Origin of the sequence: Pseudomonas sp. KCJK9016 (assembly GCF_046231795.1) — a bacterium.
In the GTDB taxonomy this organism is placed as follows: Bacteria; Pseudomonadota; Gammaproteobacteria; order Pseudomonadales; family Pseudomonadaceae; genus Aquipseudomonas; species Aquipseudomonas bananamidigenes.
Window position 1 is genome coordinate 48,070 of record NZ_JBJJMM010000003.1, and the last position, 20,473, is coordinate 68,542.

At 58.9% G+C, this 20,473-nt stretch carries 22 protein-coding genes; 15 read left to right on the forward strand and 7 right to left on the reverse strand.

What is annotated here, in order from left to right; all coding sequences use genetic code 11:
• The first annotated feature begins 66 nt into the window (after positions 1-66).
• The 8 genes from metG to ACK6BI_RS03375 all read left to right on the forward strand — a co-directional run bounded on the left by metG (position 67) and on the right by ACK6BI_RS03375 (position 7,099).
• Positions 67-2,118: a methionine--tRNA ligase gene (metG, locus tag ACK6BI_RS03340; protein WP_409315992.1), complete on the forward strand. Its 2,052-nt coding sequence runs from the start codon at positions 67-69 to the stop codon at positions 2,116-2,118.
• 131 nt (positions 2,119-2,249) lie between these two features.
• On the forward strand, positions 2,250-2,819 hold the full coding sequence (locus ACK6BI_RS03345) for an electron transport complex protein RnfA (RefSeq protein WP_409315993.1): 570 nt from the start codon (positions 2,250-2,252) through the stop codon (positions 2,817-2,819).
• Positions 2,816-4,030, forward strand: a complete 1,215-nt coding sequence (gene rsxB / locus ACK6BI_RS03350) for an electron transport complex subunit RsxB (RefSeq protein WP_409315994.1) — start codon at positions 2,816-2,818, stop codon at positions 4,028-4,030. The genes ACK6BI_RS03345 and rsxB overlap by 4 nt, the downstream gene beginning before the upstream one ends.
• Complete coding sequence (locus ACK6BI_RS03355) at positions 4,017-5,000, forward strand: RnfABCDGE type electron transport complex subunit D (protein WP_409315995.1); 984 nt, start codon at positions 4,017-4,019, stop codon at positions 4,998-5,000. Before rsxB ends, ACK6BI_RS03355 begins: the two co-directional genes overlap by 14 nt.
• Complete coding sequence (locus ACK6BI_RS03360; protein ID WP_409315996.1) at positions 4,997-5,602, forward strand: RnfABCDGE type electron transport complex subunit G; 606 nt, start codon at positions 4,997-4,999, stop codon at positions 5,600-5,602. The genes ACK6BI_RS03355 and ACK6BI_RS03360 overlap by 4 nt, the downstream gene beginning before the upstream one ends.
• Positions 5,599-6,177, forward strand: a complete 579-nt coding sequence (locus tag ACK6BI_RS03365) for an Rnf-Nqr domain containing protein (RefSeq protein ID WP_409315997.1) — start codon at positions 5,599-5,601, stop codon at positions 6,175-6,177. Before ACK6BI_RS03360 ends, ACK6BI_RS03365 begins: the two co-directional genes overlap by 4 nt.
• Positions 6,174-6,812: an endonuclease III gene (nth, locus tag ACK6BI_RS03370; protein WP_409315998.1), complete on the forward strand. Its 639-nt coding sequence runs from the start codon at positions 6,174-6,176 to the stop codon at positions 6,810-6,812. Before ACK6BI_RS03365 ends, nth begins: the two co-directional genes overlap by 4 nt.
• 107 nt (positions 6,813-6,919) lie before the next feature.
• Positions 6,920-7,099, forward strand: coding sequence for a PA3496 family putative envelope integrity protein (locus ACK6BI_RS03375; RefSeq protein WP_065258622.1), 180 nt, complete (start codon positions 6,920-6,922; stop codon positions 7,097-7,099).
• Positions 7,100-7,187: 88 nt separating this feature from the next.
• Here ACK6BI_RS03375 and ACK6BI_RS03380 read toward each other — a convergent pair whose 3' ends face one another.
• A complete protein-coding gene (locus tag ACK6BI_RS03380) occupies positions 7,188-7,814 on the reverse strand; it encodes a response regulator transcription factor (protein WP_065258623.1) in 627 nt (208 codons plus the stop codon).
• Positions 7,815-8,197: 383 nt separating this feature from the next.
• Here ACK6BI_RS03380 and ACK6BI_RS03385 point away from each other — a divergent pair, with 383 nt between their 5' ends.
• Positions 8,198-8,782: a hypothetical protein gene (locus tag ACK6BI_RS03385; RefSeq protein WP_409315999.1), complete on the forward strand. Its 585-nt coding sequence runs from the start codon at positions 8,198-8,200 to the stop codon at positions 8,780-8,782.
• 160 nt (positions 8,783-8,942) lie between these two features.
• On the opposite strand, the gene ACK6BI_RS03390 is transcribed toward ACK6BI_RS03385, so the two are convergent.
• On the reverse strand, positions 8,943-10,160 hold the full coding sequence (locus ACK6BI_RS03390) for an argininosuccinate synthase (protein ID WP_065258625.1): 1,218 nt from the start codon (positions 10,158-10,160) through the stop codon (positions 8,943-8,945).
• Positions 10,161-10,289: 129 nt separating this feature from the next.
• Positions 10,290-11,198 (reverse strand): flagellar protein MotY, encoded by a 909-nt coding sequence (locus ACK6BI_RS03395; RefSeq protein ID WP_409316000.1) that lies wholly within the window; start codon positions 11,196-11,198, stop codon positions 10,290-10,292.
• A 159-nt stretch (positions 11,199-11,357) separates the two neighbouring features.
• On the opposite strand from ACK6BI_RS03395, the gene pyrC reads away from it, so the two are divergent.
• Positions 11,358-12,404, forward strand: a complete 1,047-nt coding sequence (pyrC, locus tag ACK6BI_RS03400) for a dihydroorotase (protein WP_409316001.1) — start codon at positions 11,358-11,360, stop codon at positions 12,402-12,404.
• Positions 12,401-13,075, forward strand: a complete 675-nt coding sequence (gene rnt / locus ACK6BI_RS03405) for a ribonuclease T (RefSeq protein ID WP_085709496.1) — start codon at positions 12,401-12,403, stop codon at positions 13,073-13,075. The genes pyrC and rnt overlap by 4 nt, the downstream gene beginning before the upstream one ends.
• A gap of 74 nt (positions 13,076-13,149) precedes the next feature.
• On the opposite strand, the gene ACK6BI_RS03410 is transcribed toward rnt, so the two are convergent.
• Positions 13,150-13,752 carry a peroxiredoxin gene (locus ACK6BI_RS03410; protein WP_085580234.1) on the reverse strand — a complete coding sequence of 201 codons (603 nt, stop codon included), beginning with the start codon at positions 13,750-13,752 and terminating at the stop codon, positions 13,150-13,152.
• A gap of 291 nt (positions 13,753-14,043) precedes the next feature.
• Here ACK6BI_RS03410 and ACK6BI_RS03415 point away from each other — a divergent pair, with 291 nt between their 5' ends.
• Positions 14,044-14,262, forward strand: coding sequence for a bacterioferritin-associated ferredoxin (locus tag ACK6BI_RS03415; protein WP_003227725.1), 219 nt, complete (start codon positions 14,044-14,046; stop codon positions 14,260-14,262).
• Positions 14,263-14,461: 199 nt separating this feature from the next.
• Positions 14,462-14,938 (forward strand): bacterioferritin, encoded by a 477-nt coding sequence (gene bfr / locus ACK6BI_RS03420; RefSeq protein ID WP_065258630.1) that lies wholly within the window; start codon positions 14,462-14,464, stop codon positions 14,936-14,938.
• A 106-nt stretch (positions 14,939-15,044) separates the two neighbouring features.
• On the opposite strand, the gene grxD is transcribed toward bfr, so the two are convergent.
• The 3 genes from grxD to ACK6BI_RS03435 form a co-directional block, all read right to left on the reverse strand.
• The gene (grxD, locus tag ACK6BI_RS03425; protein ID WP_065258631.1) at positions 15,045-15,386 is read right to left on the reverse strand and encodes a Grx4 family monothiol glutaredoxin; all 342 of its coding nucleotides are present in this window, start codon (positions 15,384-15,386) and stop codon (positions 15,045-15,047) included.
• A 97-nt stretch (positions 15,387-15,483) separates the two neighbouring features.
• Positions 15,484-17,589 carry a molybdopterin oxidoreductase family protein gene (locus tag ACK6BI_RS03430; protein ID WP_409316002.1) on the reverse strand — a complete coding sequence of 702 codons (2,106 nt, stop codon included), beginning with the start codon at positions 17,587-17,589 and terminating at the stop codon, positions 15,484-15,486.
• Positions 17,590-17,723: 134 nt separating this feature from the next.
• Positions 17,724-18,014, reverse strand: a complete 291-nt coding sequence (locus ACK6BI_RS03435) for a hypothetical protein (protein WP_085730176.1) — start codon at positions 18,012-18,014, stop codon at positions 17,724-17,726.
• A gap of 392 nt (positions 18,015-18,406) precedes the next feature.
• On the opposite strand from ACK6BI_RS03435, the gene argF reads away from it, so the two are divergent.
• Positions 18,407-19,327 carry an ornithine carbamoyltransferase gene (argF, locus tag ACK6BI_RS03440; RefSeq protein ID WP_065258634.1) on the forward strand — a complete coding sequence of 307 codons (921 nt, stop codon included), beginning with the start codon at positions 18,407-18,409 and terminating at the stop codon, positions 19,325-19,327.
• Complete coding sequence (locus ACK6BI_RS03445; RefSeq protein ID WP_409316003.1) at positions 19,324-20,433, forward strand: ABC transporter ATP-binding protein; 1,110 nt, start codon at positions 19,324-19,326, stop codon at positions 20,431-20,433. Before argF ends, ACK6BI_RS03445 begins: the two co-directional genes overlap by 4 nt.
• The last annotated feature ends 40 nt before the right edge of the window (positions 20,434-20,473 follow it).

Below are 20,473 nucleotides of genomic sequence, written 5' to 3' on the forward strand. Positions count from 1 at the left end.
GGTGAAAAATATGCTCGGGCGTTTTATAGTGGCCGACCTCCGTTTCATCAAGTAGCGAAGCCCCACATGTCCGAACCACGCAAGATTCTCGTCACCAGCGCCCTGCCCTATGCCAACGGTTCGATCCACCTTGGCCACATGCTGGAGTACATTCAGACCGACATGTGGGTGCGCTTCCAGAAACATCGCGGCAATCAGTGCATTTATGTCTGCGCCGACGACGCCCACGGCTCGGCGATCATGCTGCGCGCGGAAAAGGAAGGCATTACCCCGGAACAATTGATCGCCAACGTCCAGGCCGAACACAGCGCCGACTTTGCCGACTTTCTGGTGGATTTCGACAACTTCCACTCCACTCACGCCGAAGAAAACCGTGAGCTGTCGAGCCAGATCTATCTGAAGCTGCGTGATGCCGGGCACATCGCCCAGCGCTCGATCACCCAGTATTTCGACCCGGAAAAGAAAATGTTCCTGGCCGACCGTTTCATCAAGGGCACCTGCCCTAAATGCGGCACCGAAGACCAGTACGGCGACAACTGCGAAAAATGCGGCGCGACCTATGCCCCGACCGATCTGAAGGATCCGAAGTCGGCCATCTCCGGCGCCACCCCGGTACTGAAGGATTCCCAGCACTTCTTCTTCAAGCTGCCGGACTTCCAGCAGATGTTGCAGACCTGGACCCGCAGCGGCACGCTGCAGGATGCCGTGGCCAACAAGATCGCCGAGTGGCTGGACGCCGGCCTGCAACAGTGGGACATCTCCCGCGATGCACCGTACTTCGGCTTCGAGATCCCGGGCGAGCCGGGCAAGTATTTCTACGTGTGGCTGGACGCGCCGATCGGCTACATGGCCAGCTTCAAGAACCTGTGCAACCGCACGCCGGGGCTGGACTTCGATGCGTTCTGGGGCAAGGACTCCACCGCCGAGCTGTACCACTTCATCGGCAAGGACATCGTCAACTTCCACGCCCTGTTCTGGCCGGCGATGCTCGAAGGCGCGGGTTTCCGCAAGCCGACCGGGATCAACGTGCACGGCTACCTGACCGTCAACGGTCAGAAGATGTCCAAGTCCCGCGGCACCTTCATCAAGGCCCGCACCTATCTGGATCACCTGTCGCCGGAATACCTGCGCTACTACTACGCGGCCAAACTCGGCCGTGGCGTGGACGACCTCGACCTGAACCTCGAAGACTTCGTGCAGAAGGTCAACTCCGACCTGGTCGGCAAAGTCGTCAACATCGCCAGCCGTTGCGCCGGTTTCATCCAGAAGGGCAATGCCGGCCTGCTGGTTGACACCAACGCCGCACCGGAACTGACCGAAGCCTTCCTGGCTGCCGCGCCGAGCATCGCCGACGCTTATGAAGCCCGCGATTTTGCCCGTGCCATGCGCGAAACCATGGCCCTGGCCGACCGCGCCAACGCCTGGATCGCCGACAAGGCACCGTGGTCGCTGAACAAGCAGGAAGGCAAGCAGGATGAAGTCCAGGCGGTCTGCGCCACGGCGATCAACCTGTTCCGCCAGCTGGTGATCTTCCTCAAGCCGGTGCTGCCGGTGCTGGCCGCCGATGCCGAGGCGTTCCTCAACGTTGCCCCGCTGACCTGGAACGACCACACCACCCTGCTGGCCAACCACCAGCTGAACGAATTCAAACCGTTGATGACCCGCATCGACCCGGTAAAAGTGCAAGCCATGACCGACGCCTCGAAAGAAGACCTGACCGCCAGCCAGACCGACACCGGCGCCGCCGCGCCTGCCGGCAATGGCGAACTGGCCAGGGATCCGCTGTCGCCGGAAATCGACTTCGACACCTTCGCCGCCGTCGACCTGCGCGTGGCGCTGATCGTCAAGGCCGAACACGTTGAAGGCGCGGACAAGCTGCTGCGTCTGACCCTGGACCTCGGTGGCGAACAACGCAACGTGTTCTCCGGGATCAAGAGCGCCTACCCGGACCCGTCAAAACTCGACGGTCGCCTGACCATGATGATCGCCAACCTCAAGCCACGGAAAATGAAGTTCGGCATCTCCGAAGGCATGGTGATGGCGGCCGGCCCTGGCGGTGAAGAAATCTACCTGCTGAGCCCGGACAGCGGCGCCAAGCCAGGTCAGCGCATCAAGTAAGGTTCTGCACTGATCGATCCCACCGGCGTGCCCCGTGCGCCTGTGGGATTTTTCATATCTGGCCCGCCCTCCAGGAAGGCCGGATAATGCCTAATCTTAAGTGACACCCGCCCGCTCTCACCGGCAGAACCATGACCGAATTCGTGCTTACGCTCTTCAGTGCTGCGCTGATCAACAACTTCGTGTTGCACTGGCCGCTGGGTTTCGATCCGCTGTTGGCTGGCGAGCGCCGCCAGGCGCATGCACTGGGCCTGGCAACGTCGTGTCTGATGCTGATTGTCGGCGTGGCGGGTTACGCAATCCGGCATTGGCTGTTGGTGCCGCTGCAACTGGAATTCCTGCGGCTGTTCGTGCTCCTGCCGTTGAGCGTCCTGCTGATCGCGCCATTGCTGAAGCTGCTGGCGAGTTGGCGACCCGCTCTGCGATTCGACGGTCTGTGGCCGCTGCTGCTGGGCAATGCCGGTGTGCTGGGGCTGACGCTGATCAACGCGCAAGCGGATAAAGGCCTGTTTCATGCGACAGCGCTGAGCGCAGGGGCCGGCCTCGGGTTCTGGCTAGTGCTGAGCCTGTTCACCGATTTGCGCGAACGCATGGCCAACAACGATATTCCCCTGCCCTTTCGTGGCCTGCCGATCCAGTTGATCGGCGCCGGACTGATGGCTGTGGCTTTTCTCGGATTCAGTGGACTGATCAAAACATGAGTCTGATTCAACGCATCGATGCCCTGCTGCCGCAGACCCAATGCGGCAAGTGCGGCCATCCCGGATGCAAACCCTACGCTGAAGGCATCGCCGGCGGCGAGCCGATCAACAAGTGCCCCCCCGGTGGCGATGAAACCATCGAAGCCCTGGCACAGCTGCTGAAAATCCCGGTACTGGAGCTGGACGTCAGTCGTGGTTCGGCGCCGCCGCAAGTGGCGTTCATCCGCGAGGCCGAATGCATCGGCTGCACCAAATGCATACAGGCCTGCCCGATCGATGCCATCGTCGGCGCGGCGAAACTGATGCACACGGTGATCATCGACGAGTGCACCGGCTGCGATCTGTGCGTGGCGCCCTGCCCGGTCGATTGCATCGAGATGCACCCGCTGCCGCTCGGAACGCTGCCAGTGGTGGGCGGTCTGGCCAACACCCCCGAAGAACAACAGGCACGCACCGAAAAACGCAATCACGCCAGGCAACGTTTCAAACGACGTAACGCCCGGCTGCAAAGAGAAGAACAGCAGAAGCAGGCTGAACGCGACGCCCGCGCACAACGTGCGGCTCAGGTTAAAGTCGCAGCCGACACGCTCGATCCGGTGCAGGCAGCGCTGGAACGGGTGCGAGCGCAGAAAGCCGCGACCACCGACGCCGCGCTGAAAAAGGCCAGGATCGACGTGGCGATGAGCCGCGCCCAGTTGCACAAATCGCTGAAAGCCTTCGGCCACCCGCCGACCTTCGAACAGCAGTCGCAATTGATCGTGCTGCAACAGCAGTTCGAAGCCGCCGAACAGGCCCTGGCGAAACTGGAAAGCCAGACCGCTCCGACACCGACCGAGGCGGCGCCGGCAAAGGACGCCGACCTCAAGCGAGCGAAAATCCAGTTGGCGATGCGCCGTGCCGAGCTGAAAAAGGCGCAGACCGCAGAAGCCTCACCAGAGCAGATTGCCGCACTCGAACAAGCCCTGCGTGACGCCGAACAGGCGCTGCACAGCGCCGAAGTCGCCAGCGATCAACCGGTTCCCGAGCTTGTGCGTGTCGAGAAACGCCCTATCGATAATCAACTTCGCCAGTTGAAAACCGAACTGGCTTACGCCCGCGCGGATCTGAATAAGCTGCAACGACGCGACGGCACGCCAGCCGAAGTCCTCGACAAGGCCCGTACCCGCCTGCAAGAGGCCGAACGGCAGGTACAAGCCCATGTCCTCCACTGAAAACCGGGACGAGCGCCTGCAACAGGCAATGAAGCTGGTTTTACTGGCGACATTGCCGGGGCTGTTGGCGTTGTTCTGGTTCTACGGCTGGGGCGTGTTGATCAACCTGATCCTGTCCGTCGCCACAGCCTTGAGCGTCGAAGCCGCCGTGACCTGTCTTCGCCGGCAGCCGCTGCGAACCACTTTGACCGATGGCAGCGCGGTGGTCAGCGCCACGCTGCTGGCCATCGCCCTGCCGCCTTACTGCCCATGGTGGCTGACGGTCACGGCGATTGCCTCAGGCTTGCTGCTGGGCAAGCATTTGTACGGTGGCGTGGGCAGAAATCCTTTCAATCCGGCCATGCTCGGTTTTGCTCTGGTTATTGTGATGTTTCCGCAACCGATGACTCATTGGCCGGCCCATGGCATGGATCTGACGGCAGCTTTCAGCCAGGTGTTCAACCTGGGCGTGGCGCCGGATGCCTGGGTTCAGGCCACTGCACTGGACAGTCTGCGCATCAATAAAAGCCTGACCATCGATGAATTGTTTGCCAGCCACCCGGCGTTTGGCCGTTTGGGCGGCCATGGTGCGGAATGGGTGAATCTGGCGTTTCTCGCCGGCGGGCTGTTCCTGCTGCAGCGTCGGGTGTTCGGCTGGCAGGCGCCGGTCGGTATGCTCGCCAGCCTGTTCATTATCAGCCTGCTGTGCTGGAACGGCTCGGGGTCGGACTCCCATGGGTCGCCGCTGCTTCATCTGCTGAGCGGGGCGACCATGCTGGGGGCATTCTTCATCGTCACGGAGCCGGTGTCGGGGCCCAAAAGCCCACTTGCCCGCTTGCTGTTCGGTGGAGGGGTCGGCCTGCTGACTTATCTGATTCGCACCTGGGGCGGTTATCCGGACGGCGTGGCATTCGCAGTACTGCTGATGAACCTGTGCGTGCCGGCGCTGGAACGCTTTGCCAATGACCGTCAGACACAGGTGACGCCATGAACCGCACTGACAGCCTGATCACTCTGGCGCTACTGGCCGTGACAGGCGTCGGCGTGACCTGTGTTGTGCAACACAGCAATGCGCCACACATCGCCGCCGAACAGCACCAGCTCGAAAATCGCAAACTGCTGGACGTACTTCCGGTCGAAGCGTACGACAACCAGCCTTTGGAACACCCCCTGACGCTGACCGACACTGACCTGAGCCACAGCCTGCTGCTGGACGGTTATCGCGCGACCAGCGCCGGGCAGCCTGTGGCAGTGCTGCTGCGCAGCCAGACCGAGGGCTACGCGGGCCGCATCGAGTTGCTGATTGCCATCGATGCCAATGGCCGACTGCTCGGGGTAAAAACCCTCGAGCAAACCGAAACACCCGCGCTTGGCGGGCATATCGGCGATTGGCCGAACCCATGGCTTCAGACGTTTATAGGTAAATCGATCAACCAGCCGACGGATGCCGGATGGGCCTTGAAAAAGGATCAGGGGCAATTCGACCAGATCGCGGGCGCAACCGTTACCTCCCGCGCGACCATCAACGCCATCCACGATGCCTTGCGCTACTTTGATGATCACCGGATGGCTCTGCTGGGGAGCGCGCCATGAACACGTCAACGACCCTGTCGAACTCAATGATGCTGGTGCTGTTGATCGGTGCTACCGACTCCGTGGCCGGCACGCTGGCGACTCTGTTGCTGTTCGCTGTCGTAGTGGGCGCGTACGGCTTGTGTATGACAGCACTGCGTTCGCGCTTGAGCGGCGAGAGCTTGTTGCCCGTCAGCCTGGTGCTGGCTGCGACCCTGGCCAGCTGCGCCGAGATTCTCCTGCAAAGCGCCTCTTTGCAGTGGCATCAATTGATCGGCCTTTACTCGGGGTTGATCGGCCTGCAATGCGTCGTACTGGAACACAATGGATTCTTTCGCCTGCCGATCAATGGAAAACTGAGACTGTGCGGGCTGTTTGCCGCGCTGATGACAGTGCTGGGCGTGTTGCGTGAACTGATCGGTCAGGGCAGCATCGGCCATCACCTTTCTGAGCGCTGGCAAGGTTTGATCCTGTTTGCCGACGGCCTGCATTTCGCGACGCTGGCACCCGGCGCCTTTATTCTGCTGGGGTTATTGCTGGCGGCCCGCCAGGCCTGGACCCGCCCCGCTCCACCCAAGGAAAAGCATCACCCATGAATGCCGCCAAACGTCTGGAGATCTTCCGCAGGTTTCACGAGGACAATCCCGAGCCCAAGACCGAACTGGCCTACTCTTCGCCCTTTGAACTGTTGATTGCAGTGATCCTGTCCGCACAGTCCACTGACGTCGGGGTAAACAAGGCCACTGCGAAGCTGTTTCCGGTAGCCAATACGCCAGCGGCCATTCATGCCCTGGGCGTCGAAGGCCTGTCCGAGTACATCAAGACGATCGGCCTCTATAACAGCAAGGCCAAAAACGTCATCGAGACCTGCCGCCTGCTGGTGGAAAAGCATGACAGCCAGGTCCCGCAGACACGCGAAGCACTCGAAGCCCTGCCCGGCGTTGGCCGCAAAACCGCCAACGTCGTGCTAAACACTGCTTTTCGTCAACTGACAATGGCGGTGGACACACACATTTTCCGGGTCTGCAACCGTACCGGTATTGCCCCTGGCAAAAATGTGGTCGAGGTCGAAAAGAAGCTGATGAAGTTTGTGCCAAAAGACTACCTGCTGGACTCTCACCACTGGCTGATTCTGCACGGGCGCTATGTTTGCCTGGCACGCAAGCCGCGTTGTGGCAGTTGCCGGATCGAGGATTTGTGCGAGTACAAACACAAAACCTCTGACGATTGATTGGCTATTGGGTTTCTTGATTCGTCGATTGAAAAAATCTTTTTTACCCGTAGCAGGAATATCGATATAAGGAGCGCCAAAGGCAGTCTCAGCCTGGAGCTAACCGTATGACTGACAGCAAAGAACAACTGGACGTAGATGACGATTTCGCCGCTGCCGATACCGACGACGCCGAGCCCGTAGTCGAAGTCGCCAAGACCAACCTCAGCAAGCGCCGGACCATCGATAACCTGCTCGAGGAGCGCCGACTGCAGAAGCAATTGGCGGATTACGATTTTGATCTGTGACTTTTGAAAGCCTCCCGCAACGGAGGCTTTTTACATTCTGCCGCAAGTCGATACCGATCCGCCCAAGATCCATCGACGGCTGGAACCATCAGACCAGCCCATTACGCTGCGCCAGCTCGATCAGATCCACCAGTGAGCGCGCATTGAGTTTCAACAGCAAACGAGTCTTGTAGGTACTGACTGTCTTGTTGCTGAGAAACATGCCATCGGCGATTTCCTTGTTGGTTCTGCCCCGCGCCAATTGCTGCAACACCATCATTTCTCGCCCGGACAGACGATCAACCATGTCTGCTTCACTGGCATTTCCCAGACTGGTACGCACGGTGTGCAAGGCCTGATTCGGAAAATAGCTGTATCCGGACAAAACAGCTTTTATGGCACTGAGCAGCTCGGTCAGATCCTGTTGCTTGCATACATAGCCTGCCGCCCCTGACTGCATGCAACGCATTGAAAAATGACCGGGTGCCTGGGATGTCAGTACCAGCACTTTCATGGGCAATGCACTTGTCGTCAGGCGCGCAATGACTTCCAGTCCATCAAGCTTGGGTATGCCGATATCCAGAATGACAATATCAGGCATCTGGTCGCGGGCCAGTTGCAATGCATCCACTCCGTTGTCCGTTTCTGCAATGACTTCGTAGCCATGACGCTCCATCAGCATACGCACAGCAAGGCGAATGACGGGATGATCATCCACGATCAGCACTTTATTCATGGGCAAGTCCAGTTTCGCTGTTCGATTTTTTAGAACCGGCACAATAACGTAGTCATTTCACCCTTGGCATAGTGAAGTTCACTTCTACTGGCAGCGAAAGACGACTCTTACAGGCAATAGAGATTTATCCTACAAAAATCTCCCATGAGTATAGAGACGACAGCTCAGCCCACGTGAATCATTCAAAACCAGACATCCAGTAGCGAAAAGCCGAACAGTGACACCTGCGAAAAATCTTCCACATGAAAAAGAAAGGAAACAACATACCGATATCGATCCGATTATTTTTAATGTAAATACCAAACAACAAGAATTGAAATCATTCCCTCGCCCAATAAAACCCAACAACCTCACGAGAAAGACCATAGTCATGAGTAAGAAACATGTTAAAGATCAACAGAAAATCAGCCAATCCGATCAATATAATTGCCGTATTCGCCTTCATCTCAGAAACATCCGCAGCGGTATCCCTGCCCTTCCTTGACAATGACGAACGGGAAATTTACATCTGGTTCCTGATCTGCTTCCCGTTCTATCTGTTATTTCTTTTCTTCATAACCCTGAACTTCAACTACCGATCTCTTTATGCGCCTTTCGACTTCAATAGCGACAAAAACTTCCTGAAGGCATTTGAAGAAACATCGCCACCTTCACCCAAGGAATCATCGAACCCGGAAACACTCAAGATACCTATTTTAAAATTCCCGAAACCTTTGAGCACCCTATGCATCATTGATGTTCGCGAAGCGAATATCGATTTAACAGCACATCTGCTACTCAAACAAATCCAGAAGTCCGCCAGGCACTTGCCTGGAATAATCCTTGTATTAACCCATGGCAAGCCAGAACCCTCACCTGAAGAAGCCATACTGAAATCGCTTAAACAGGATAAAAAGCCGGTGGGAACTACCTACTGGATAATTTACGACGCTCACTCACTGCGCATTACCGCATCGGGGAAAATATGAATTGATCAATAGATACACACTGTACTTTTGTACAACATGCGAAACACAGTGAATGGAAGCAGGAACGCTGACCGACATCGATCAGGTAGACAGGAGGGTTTACAGCATGACGGCCTTGTCATAACGACAAGGCCGCCATTTCACATCGGTCCCCAGGACCTCAGAACAGCTTGCGCCCCTTGTTGGCAGCAATGCGCATGCGCAGCGCGTTGAGCTTGATGAAGCCCGCCGCGTCGGCCTGGTTATAAGCGCCGCCGTCTTCTTCGAAAGTCGCAATGTTGGCATCGAACAGTGAATCGTCCGACTTGCGGCCAGTCACGATCACATTGCCCTTGTAGAGTTTCAGGCGTACAACGCCGTTCACATTGACCTGAGAAGCGTCGATCATCTGTTGCAACATCAGGCGCTCCGGGCTCCACCAGTAGCCGGTGTAGATCAGGCTGGCGTACTTCGCCATCAGTTCGTCCTTGAGATGCGCGACTTCCCGGTCCAGGGTGATCGATTCGATGGCGCGGTGAGCCCGTAGCATGATGGTGCCACCCGGAGTTTCATAGCAGCCACGGGATTTCATGCCGACATAACGGTTTTCAACGATGTCGAGACGACCGATGCCATGGGCTCCGCCGATCCTGTTCAGCGTTGCAAGCACAGTGGCCGGAGACATTTCGACGCCGTCCAGTGCAACGATGTCGCCGTTGCGGTAGGTCAGTTCCAGGTATTGCGGCTTGTCAGGTGCGTTTTCCGGAGAGACGGTCCAGCGCCACATGTCTTCTTCGTGCTCGGTCCAGGTATCCTCCAGCACGCCGCCTTCATAGGAAATGTGCAGCAGGTTGGCATCCATCGAGTACGGGGACTTCTTCTTGCCGTGACGCTCGATCGGGATCGCATGTTTCTCGGCGTAGTCCATCAGCTTCTCGCGGGACAACAGGTCCCACTCGCGCCACGGGGCGATCACTTTCACGCCAGGCTTGAGTGCGTAGGCACCCAGTTCGAAACGCACCTGGTCGTTGCCCTTGCCGGTGGCGCCGTGAGAAATGGCATCAGCGCCGGTTTCGTTGGCGATTTCGATCAGACGCTTGGCGATCAGAGGGCGTGCAATGGAAGTACCCAGCAGGTACTCACCTTCGTAAACGGTGTTGGCGCGGAACATCGGGAACACGAAGTCACGCACGAATTCTTCGCGCAGGTCGTCGATGTAGATTTCTGTGACGCCCATGGCCTGCGCTTTGGCGCGAGCCGGTTCGACCTCTTCGCCCTGACCCAGGTCAGCGGTGAAGGTCACGACTTCACAGTTATAAGTATCCTGCAGCCACTTCAGGATCACCGAAGTGTCCAGGCCGCCCGAATACGCCAGAACGACCTTGTTTACGTCCGCCATGCCATCACTCCACGGGGTTCTACGGAAAGCCGGGGAGTCTACCGTTCAAACGCGATAATTTACAGAGGCGCGACAGCTTGAGACGACAAAGCGACACATTCCATCATGCGGACGCAAGTGACCCTCCAGTCATGATGTTGCCGCCGCATTGGCCGGGGCGCTGGCTTGCGGTGCAGGAGCAGTCACCGGTGCCACACGGGCCAGCTTGACGGTGACCCGACGGTTCTTCGCCCGGTTGGCGGCATTGGTGTTCGGTACCAGCGGGTATTGCTCGCCGTGGAAGCGCACAGTGATCTGCGATTCGGCGATGCCGTTGGCCTTGAAGAAATCAACCACCGCCAGCGCCCGGCGGCGCGACAACTCGCGATTGGTCAGGCGATTGCCGCTGTTATCGGAATATCCATCGAGCTCGATGTGGTTGACCGTGGGATCGGCCTTCATGAACTCGAGCATGACTTGCAATCTGGCTTTCGCGGCGGCGTCAAGATCGGTGCCTTCGCCCGGAAAGCCAACCTGCGAGTTTTTGACTTGATCGAAATTCTGCGGGAGCAATTTCGCCACACAGGTCTGATAGTCGTTGAACGCCTTGCTGAACTTGACCGGCAGCAGACGCACTTCGGACACCCGACCATCGCCCGAGGCACGCCGCACCACCGGGCTGCGACCTTCCAGCAAACCGCTGATCAACCCGCCGGCCTGCGCTTGCGAACTGTTGAACAACACGTTGCCGGTGCCGATTCTGACGCTGCCCAGATTGATGTCATTGCGTCCCGGCTGCCAGGGTGCTGCCGCTGCAAGCAACGTCGCAGAACCACCGCCGAGCATCGCGTTGTAGGCGTTCAGACGAAAGATCGCCTGCTCGCCCGCCTTGCGCACGAACTGGCCCGAGCCGAAGTCGGTGATCGGCTGCGTCAGGCGGCATTCGAACTTGTCGCCTTCCACCGTCCACTCAATGTTCTCCAGACGGGTCTGGTAGGTCAGTGCCATCGCGGGGAGACTGGCAAACACACTGAGCAAGGCTAAATAACGCTGGCGCACGGGAGGCTCCATTGGCTTCTACAACAAAAAGACCGATACATACATGTTTACGGCATACCTACAGGATATCGGACACGCGTCGCAAAACTTGATAGCGAGTGCCTGCAAGAGTCTTTTCCGGTAGCATTCGCCTCAGTTTGACCCGCCTGGAATCCCCTCATGTCCGACCGCCTGACCCTGCTGCGTCCCGACGACTGGCACATTCATCTTCGCGATGGTGCCGTGCTGACCAACACCGTTGCAGATGTTGCGCGCACCTTTGGTCGCGCCATCATCATGCCCAACCTGGTACCTCCGGTGCGCAACGCCGCTGAAGCCGACGGCTATCGCCAGCGGATTCTCGCTGCCCGACCGGCCGGCAGTCGTTTCGAGCCGCTGATGGTGCTCTACCTCACCGACCGCACCCGGCCCGAAGAAATCCGTGAGGCCAGGACCAGCGGCTTCGTGCACGCCGCCAAGCTGTACCCGGCCGGCGCGACCACCAACTCCGATTCCGGGGTCACCAGCATCGACAAGATCTTCCCGGTACTGGAAGCCATGGCCGAAGTCGGCATGCCGCTGCTGATCCACGGCGAGGTCACCCGTGGCGACGTCGACGTGTTCGACCGCGAGAAAATCTTCATCGATGAACACATGCGCCGTGTGGTCGAGCGCTTCCCGACGCTCAAGGTCGTGTTCGAGCACATCACCACTGGCGATGCCGTGCAGTTCGTCAACGAGGCCTCGGCCAACGTCGGCGCGACCATCACCGCGCATCACCTGCTGTACAACCGCAACCACATGCTGGTGGGCGGGATCCGGCCGCACTTCTACTGCCTGCCTATCCTCAAGCGTAATACCCATCAGGAAGCGCTGCTCGATGCAGCCACCAGCGGCAGCGCGAAGTTCTTTCTCGGCACCGACTCGGCCCCCCATGCCCAGCACGCCAAGGAAGCCGCCTGCGGCTGCGCCGGCTGCTACACCGCGTATGCCGCCATCGAGCTGTACGCCGAAGCCTTCGAACAGCGCAATGCGCTGGACAAGCTTGAAGGATTCGCCAGCCTCAACGGCCCGCGTTTCTATGGCCTGCCGGCCAATACCGATCGCATTACTCTGGTTCGTGAAGAATGGACCGCCCCGACCAGCCTGCCATTCGGCGAGCTGAACGTCATCCCGCTGCGCGCCGGTGAAAAACTGCGCTGGCGCCTGCTGGAGGAACACGCGTGAGTGAAGACCATTTCGACGACGAACTGGACGGTCAAGGTGGCGGTGGTTCCCGCCATCCGATGGCGGCACGCTTTCGCGGCTACCTGCCGGTTGTCGTCGACGTAGAGACCGGCGGTTTCAACTCGGCCACCGACGCATTACTGGAGATTGCCGCGACCACCATCGCCATGGATGAAAAGGGATTCGTCTACCCGGATCACACTTATTTCTTCCGTGTAGAGCCGTTCGAAGGCGCCAATATCGAAGCGGCTGCCCTGGAGTTCACAGGGATCAAGCTCGATCACCCGTTGCGCATGGCGGTCAGCGAAGAAACGGCCCTGACCGACATCTTCCGTGGCGTGCGCAAGGCCTTGAAGGCCAACGGCTGCAAGCGAGCGATTCTGGTCGGCCATAACAGCAGCTTCGATCTGGGCTTCCTCAACGCTGCCGTCGCGCGGCTGGACATGAAGCGCAATCCTTTCCACCCGTTCTCCAGCTTTGACACCGCGACCCTCGCGGGTCTGGCCTACGGTCAGACCGTGCTGGCGAAAGCCTGCCAGGCAGCGGACATCGATTTCGACGGCCGTGAAGCGCACTCTGCGCGTTACGACACCGAAAAGACCGCCGAGCTGTTCTGCGGCATCGTCAACCGCTGGAAACAGATGGGCGGTTGGGAAGACTTTGACGACTGATGATCGTCGGGTTAAACCCCGCACATGAAAAAACCGGCTCAAGAGCCGGTTTTTTTGTACCTCGACGTAGCGCCTTACAGGGCGGCAGCGTTCTCGGTCAGGTAAGCCGCAACGCCTTCTGGCGAAGCATTCATGCCTTTGTCGCCTTTTTTCCAGTTGGCAGGGCAGACTTCGCCGTGCTCTTCGTGGAATTGCAGCGCGTCGACCAGACGGATCAGCTCTTCCATGTTACGGCCCAGCGGCAGGTCGTTGACGATCTGCGAGCGGACAACGCCCTTGTCGTCGATCAGAAACGCGCCACGGAACGCCACGCCGCCTTCCGACTCAACGTCGTAGGCCTTGGCGATTTCGTGCTTCATGTCGGCAGCCATGGTGTATTTCACCTGGCCGATGCCGCCATTGTTGACCGGGGTGTTGCGCCAGGCGTTGTGGGTGAAGTGCGAGTCGATCGAAACGGCGACCACTTCGACGTTGCGTGCCTTGAAGTCGGCCATGCGGTTGTCCAGAGCGATCAGCTCGGACGGGCAGACGAAGGTGAAGTCCAGCGGGTAGAAGAACACCAGGCCGTATTTGCCTTTGATGGCCGAGGACAGGGTGAAGCTGTCAACGATCTCGCCATTGCCGAGTACGGCCGGGACGGTGAAGTCAGGGGCTTGTTTGCCTACGAGTACGCTCATTGATATCTCCTGGTGTAGAAACTTGAAGTTCGTGGTTCGCATCAGCCTGTCACCCTCAGGCGACAGCCCTGTGACACAAACCCTCTTCGCAAGGGCCGACCATCATACACTGCGTGTTTGGACTGTCCTCAAAGGTTTTTCGCGAATTCCTGGCCGGCATTCAGCCATGGACCACCGTTCGTCAGTCACAGCCGTTGGCGATGAAAACCGTTGGGAAAGCACTTTGACAATCATTCTCGTTAACATTAAGATCCATCGCAATTGAGCCACAACCAGCGACGGTTCTCACTTATGTATGTTTGCCTCTGCACTGGCGTCACCGACGGACAGATCCGCGAAGCGATCTATGAAGGTTGCTGCAGCTATAAAGAAGTCCGTCAGGCCACCGGCGTAGCCAGCCAATGCGGCAAATGTGCCTGCCTCGCGAAGGAAGTGGTGCGCGAAACCCTCACCAAGCTGCAAACCGCCCAGGCCGCGATCCCCTACCCGGTGGAATTTACCGCCGCGTAATTGCCCCGAATTCGAAGAACCGGACGATTGTCCGGTTTTTTTATGCCTGAAAATCAATTGCTTAGGGATTAGACGCGGAACACAAACATTCTTATTCCGATTAATTTTCATATATTATTCAATAACTTAGGTTTGACACTTATAATTGCCAGGCTCAAACTCCGCCTTATATACCGCAACTTAGGGCAGGACTCCCATCATGAAAGGCGACGTTACAGTCATCCAGCATCTCAACAAGATCCTTGCCAATGAGCTGGTCGCGATCAATCAGTACTTCCTGCATGCGCGCATGTACGAAGATTGGGGCCTGAACAAGCTGGGCAAGCACGAATATCACGAATCCATCGACGAGATGAAACACGCGGACAAGCTGATCAAGCGCATCCTGTTCCTCGAAGGCCTGCCGAACGTGCAGGACCTGGGCAAGCTGCATATCGGCGAGCACACCCGGGAAATGCTGGAGTGCGACCTGCGTATCGAGCGCACTGGTCATGCAGACCTGAAGGCCGCCATCGCTCACTGCGAATCCGTTGGCGACTTCGGCAGCCGCGAACTGCTTGAAGACATTCTCGAATCCGAAGAAGAACACATCGACTGGCTGGAAACCCAGCTGGGCCTGATCGATAAAGTCGGTCTCGAAAACTATCTGCAATCGCAGATGGGCGACGACGAGTAATCAGCAAGCGCCAAACCCGAGACACTAAAAAGCCCCGCCCTCTTTCGAGAGGCGGGGCTTTTTATTGCCCGGACTTCAGACTCGCCGAAATCCGGGCTGAAACCAATCAAGCTTCGGACTTGGCCGCAGCCGCCTTGGCGGAGGCATCCTTGATCAGGGTCTGCAGCTCACCGTTGGCGAACATTTCAGCCATGATGTCGCTGCCGCCGACCAGTTCACCGGCCACCCACAGTTGCGGGAAAGTCGGCCAGTTGGCGTACTTCGGCAGGTTGGCACGGATTTCCGGGTTCTGCAGGATGTCGACGTAGGCGAACTTCTCGCCACAGCCCATTACAGCCTGCGCAGCTTTCGCGGAGAAGCCACACTGCGGGGCATTCGGCGAGCCTTTCATGTAAAGCAGAATGGTGTTGTTGGCAATCTGCTCTTTAATCGTTTCGATGATATCCATGGAGCACCTCGGCTGAACTTTCCGACTCGTGGGTCGGCACGGTGGCGCATTGTAACGGAATCCCGAGCACCCTGCTCGGTCTCCCCGACAGACTTGCTCAAGCCGCCACCACGGTCACCGGTACACCGTTGAGCGCCGCATTGCCCGACAGCTCGTCGAGCCGGCATTCATCGGTCAGGTCGTTGGCGCTGGAACCGGGTTGTCCGCTGGCAATCGCCATCTGCACACCCGGCCGCGCATGACCCCAGCCGTGGGGCAGACTGACCACACCCGGCATCATGTCCGCACTGCCGAGCACTTCGACCTCGACCTGGCCGACCCGTGAACTGACCCGCACCAGCTGTCCGTCACTGAGCCCGCGACTGGCAAGATCCTCCGGATGCATCAACAACTGATGACGCGGCTTTCCCTTCACCAGTCGATGATAGTTGTGCATCCAGGAGTTATTGCTGCGTACGTGACGTCGGCCAATCATCAGCAGCTCACCGGCAGCCGGCGCCTGCAAGGCGGAGAAACGCGCCAGGTCGGCAAGAATTTCCGGCGGCGCTGCCTGGACTCGTTGGTTGGCGGTCTTCAATCGCGGTGCCAGGTTGGGCTTCAGCGCCCCCAGATCAACGCCGTGCGGATGATCGAACAGCGTCGCCAGCGACAATTTGTGCTCGGACGCATCGCCGTACAAACCCATGCGCAGGCCCATGTCGATCATCTTCGCCGGCGGCAGCGTCGGCTTCAGTTCCTTGTCGGTCTTCGCCGCAAAGGCTTCGGCCAGGCCGACGAATATTTCCCAGTCGTGCAGCGCCCCTTCAGGTCTGGCGAGGATCGCCCGGTTGAAACGGGTGACATTGCGCACGGCGAACAGGTTGAACGTCGTGTCGTAATGATCGTTCTCCAGCGCCGAGGTTGACGGCAGGATCAGGTCGGCATAACGGGTGGTTTCGTTGATGTACAGGTCGACGCTGACCATGAACTCCAACCCGTCCAGTGCCTGTTCCAGTTGCCGGCCATTGGGCGTGGACAGCACCGGATTGCCGGCGACGGTGATCAACGCACGGATCTGCCCTTCACCTTCGGTGAGCATCTCTTCGGCCAACGCCGAGACCGGCAGCTCACCACCGTATTCCGGACGTCCCGAGACACGACTTTGCCATTTGTTGAAATGCCCGCCCGAGGTGGACGCGACCAGATCCACCGCCGGCTCGGTGCACAGAGCACCGCCAACGCGGTCGAGATTGCCGGTCACCAGATTGATCAATTGCACCACCCAATGGCATAACGTGCCGAAGGCCTGGGTGGAAACACCCATCCGCCCGTAGCAGACCGCGCTTGGCGCAGCGGCGAAATCCCTGGCGAGTTGGCGGATCTGATCGGCCGGTACGGCACACAACGGGCTCATCGCTTCAGCGGTGAACCCCGCCACCGCTGCACGCACGTCGTCCAGGCCGTCCACCGGCAAATGGCTGGCGCGGGTCAGGCCCTCGCTGAACAAGGTATTGAGCACACCAAACAACAAGGCCGCATCGCCGCCGGGACGCACGAACAGATGCTGATCGGCCATCGCTGCCGTCTCGCTGCGTCGCGGATCGACCACCACCACTTTGCCGCCTCGTGCCTGAATCGCCTTCAGGCGCTTTTCCACGTCTGGCACGGTCATGATGCTGCCATTGGACGCCAGCGGGTTGCCGCCCAGGATCAGCATGAAATCAGTGTGATCGATGTCCGGGATCGGCAGCAGCAAACCGTGGCCGTACATCAGATAACTGGTCAGGTGATGAGGCAATTGGTCGACGGAAGTTGCCGAGTAACGATTGCGGGTTTTCAGCAGGCCCAGAAAGTAATTGCTGTGGGTCATCAGCCCGTAGTTGTGCACGCTTGGATTGCCCTGATACACGGCGACCGCGTTCTGCCCGTGTTGCGCCTGAATCGCCGACAGCTTTTCTGCCACCAGCTCAAAGGCCTCCTCCCACTCGATCGGCAACCATTCACTGCCGACCCGACGCATGGGCTGGCGCAGGCGATCCGGATCGTTCTGGATGTCTTGCAACGCCACGGCTTTGGGGCAGATGTGCCCGCGACTGAAGGTATCCAGTGCGTCACCCTTGATCGAGGTGATCTGCACATGGCCGTCGGTTTCGGTGGTTTCGATACTCAGGCCGCAGATGGCTTCGCACAGGTGGCAGGCGCGGTGATGGAGAGTCTTGGTCATGGCCAGTCTCTGTCTTGTTCTGGGCAGGCAATAACGCCTGCGGGAACAAAACTATGGCGCGTGGCCGCGCGCGGCGCCAGCGACGTTCGTCTTGTGAATCGACGACCATCAGGCGTGCCGATAGCCCGGCGAAATCAACTGGAGGGCAACTGGGGTGGCGCCGCCAGCTGGATTTCCTGAATGGTTTCGATCTGCTCGTGGGCGACGTGCACTCCGGTGAGTTCGCCGATCAGCCGCCAGTGCTCGTCGAGCCCGGTGCTGATGGTCGCCATGCGATCGATCATGTGGCGCCCGGCAGTCTTGACCACTTCGTCTTCACTGCGCAGCAGTTCGAAGGACAAGGAGGTGACCGATGCGGTCAGATGAGTCAGTGAGCGAGCCGTGTGGCCCAGCAATTCCATTAACAGTTTTTCTTTCGATTCCATGCGGAGGCTTCCTGCGTCGCTCGTGAGTTATTTATAACCCAGCACTTTGCTTTAGCAAATGTTTCAGGTCTGACATCCGACCAGCGAATCCATGGCCGACCGGTCGCAAACCGACCAGGCCTGCTCCATCACCGCCCTGCCTGATTGCCAAGCCCGGCGGCGCCAGTGTACAAAGGTCCGGAATCCACCTCCCAACCGACACTTCGAGCGACGTCTTCACCGCCGCACAATCCGCAAGAATCGCAGCCTATTGGAAAAACGCGACATTTAGTGTCAATATCGCGCCTCCCCCTATTTCGTCGCCCCGTGCGGCTTACGCCGCAGGTCTCGCCCGTTGTTCCGAAAAACAAGGCTTTGAGCATCTGCGGTTTGTAACAAAAAGGTAGTCAATGATGAGCGCAAGGCACTTTCTCTCCCTGATGGATTGCACGCCCGAAGAGCTGGTCAGCGTGATCCGTCGAGGCGTTGAGCTCAAGGACCTGCGTAACCGCGGCGTACTGTTCGAGCCTCTGAAAAACCGCGTCCTGGGGATGATCTTCGAGAAATCCTCGACCCGTACCCGGATCTCCTTCGAGGCCGGCATGATCCAGCTCGGTGGCCAGGCGATCTTTCTTTCGCCGCGCGATACCCAACTGGGCCGCGGAGAGCCCATCGGCGACTGCGCCATCGTCATGTCGAGCATGCTCGATGCGGTGATGATCCGTACCTTTGCCCACAGCACCCTGACCGAATTTGCCGCCAACTCCCGCGTACCGGTGATCAACGGCTTGTCCGATGACTTGCACCCGTGCCAGTTGCTGGCCGACATGCAGACCTTCCTTGAACACCGTGGCTCGATCCAGGGCAAGACCGTGGCGTGGATCGGCGACGGCAACAACATGTGCAACAGTTATATAGAAGCGGCGATCCAGTTCGACTTCCAGTTGCGAGTCGCCTGCCCTGAAGGCTATGAGCCAAACCCCGAGTTCGTGGCAAAGGCCGGCGACCGGGTGACCATCGTCCGCGATCCGAAAGACGCTGTGCGCGGCGCGCACCTGGTGAGCACCGACGTCTGGACCTCCATGGGTCAGGAAGAAGAAACCGCCAAGCGTCTCCAGCTGTTCGCGCCTTTCCAGGTCAATCGCGCTCTGCTCGACCTGGCTGCCGAGGACGTGCTATTCATGCACTGCCTGCCCGCTCACCGCGGTGAGGAAATCAGCCTCGACCTGCTCGATGATCCGCGCTCCGTCGCCTGGGATCAGGCAGAAAACCGTCTCCACGCACAGAAGGCCCTGCTCGAGTTCCTTGTCGAACCGGCATATCACCACGCATGAGTCATGAATTACTGCTGAACCTGCGCAACCTCGCTTGCGGCTATCAAGATCAACGTGTGGTGCAGAACCTCAATCTGCACCTCAACGCCGGTGACATCGGTTGCCTGCTCGGCTCGTCCGGTTGCGGCAAGACCACCACCCTGCGCGCCATCGCCGGTTTCGAACCGGTGCACGAAGGGGAAATCCAGCTCGGCGGTGAAATCATCTCCAGCGCCGGCTTCACCCTCGCCCCGGAAAAACGCCGGATCGGCATGGTGTTCCAGGATTACGCGCTGTTCCCGCACCTGAGTGTTGCCGATAACATCGCCTTCGGCATTCGCAAACATCCGAACAGGGAGCGTGTCGTCGAAGAAATGCTGGAGCTGGTCAACCTGAAGAACCTCGGCAAGCGCTTCCCGCACGAACTGTCCGGTGGCCAGCAACAACGTGTCGCCCTCGCCCGCGCCCTGGCGCCGGAGCCGCAACTGCTGCTGCTCGACGAGCCGTTTTCCAACCTCGATGGAGAACTGCGGCGCAAGCTCAGCCATGAAGTACGTGACATCCTCAAGGCCCGAGGCACCAGTGCGATTCTGGTGACTCACGATCAGGAAGAAGCCTTCGCCGTCAGCGATCACGTCGGCGTGTTCAAGGAAGGCCGATTGGAACAGTGGGACACGCCGTACAACCTCTACCACGAACCGGCAACGCCCTTTGTTGCCAGTTTCATCGGTCAGGGTTACTTCATTCGCGGTCAGCTCGGCAGCCCGGAATCGGTGCACACCGAACTCGGCGAACTGCGCGGCAATCGCGCCTACACCTGGCCGACCGGCGGCGCCGTAGATGTGCTGCTGCGCCCGGATGACATTGTTTATGCGCCGGACAGTGCGCTCAAAGCACGGATCGTCGGCAAGACCTTCCTCGGTGCCTCGACGCTGTACCGCCTGCAACTGCCAACCGGCGCGCAACTGGAATCGATCTTCCCGAGCCATGCTGACCATCAGGTCGGTGTGGATGTCGGGATTCGTGTGGCGGCGGAACATCTGGTGCTGTTCCAGGCGTCCGGCAGCACAGCCGCACACATCCCGGCCGTGGAGAACGGTGTTCGCCGCTTCAGCACCGCACTCTGATCCACATAAATAAGAGGGAGCCTGATGGCTCCCTCTCTTT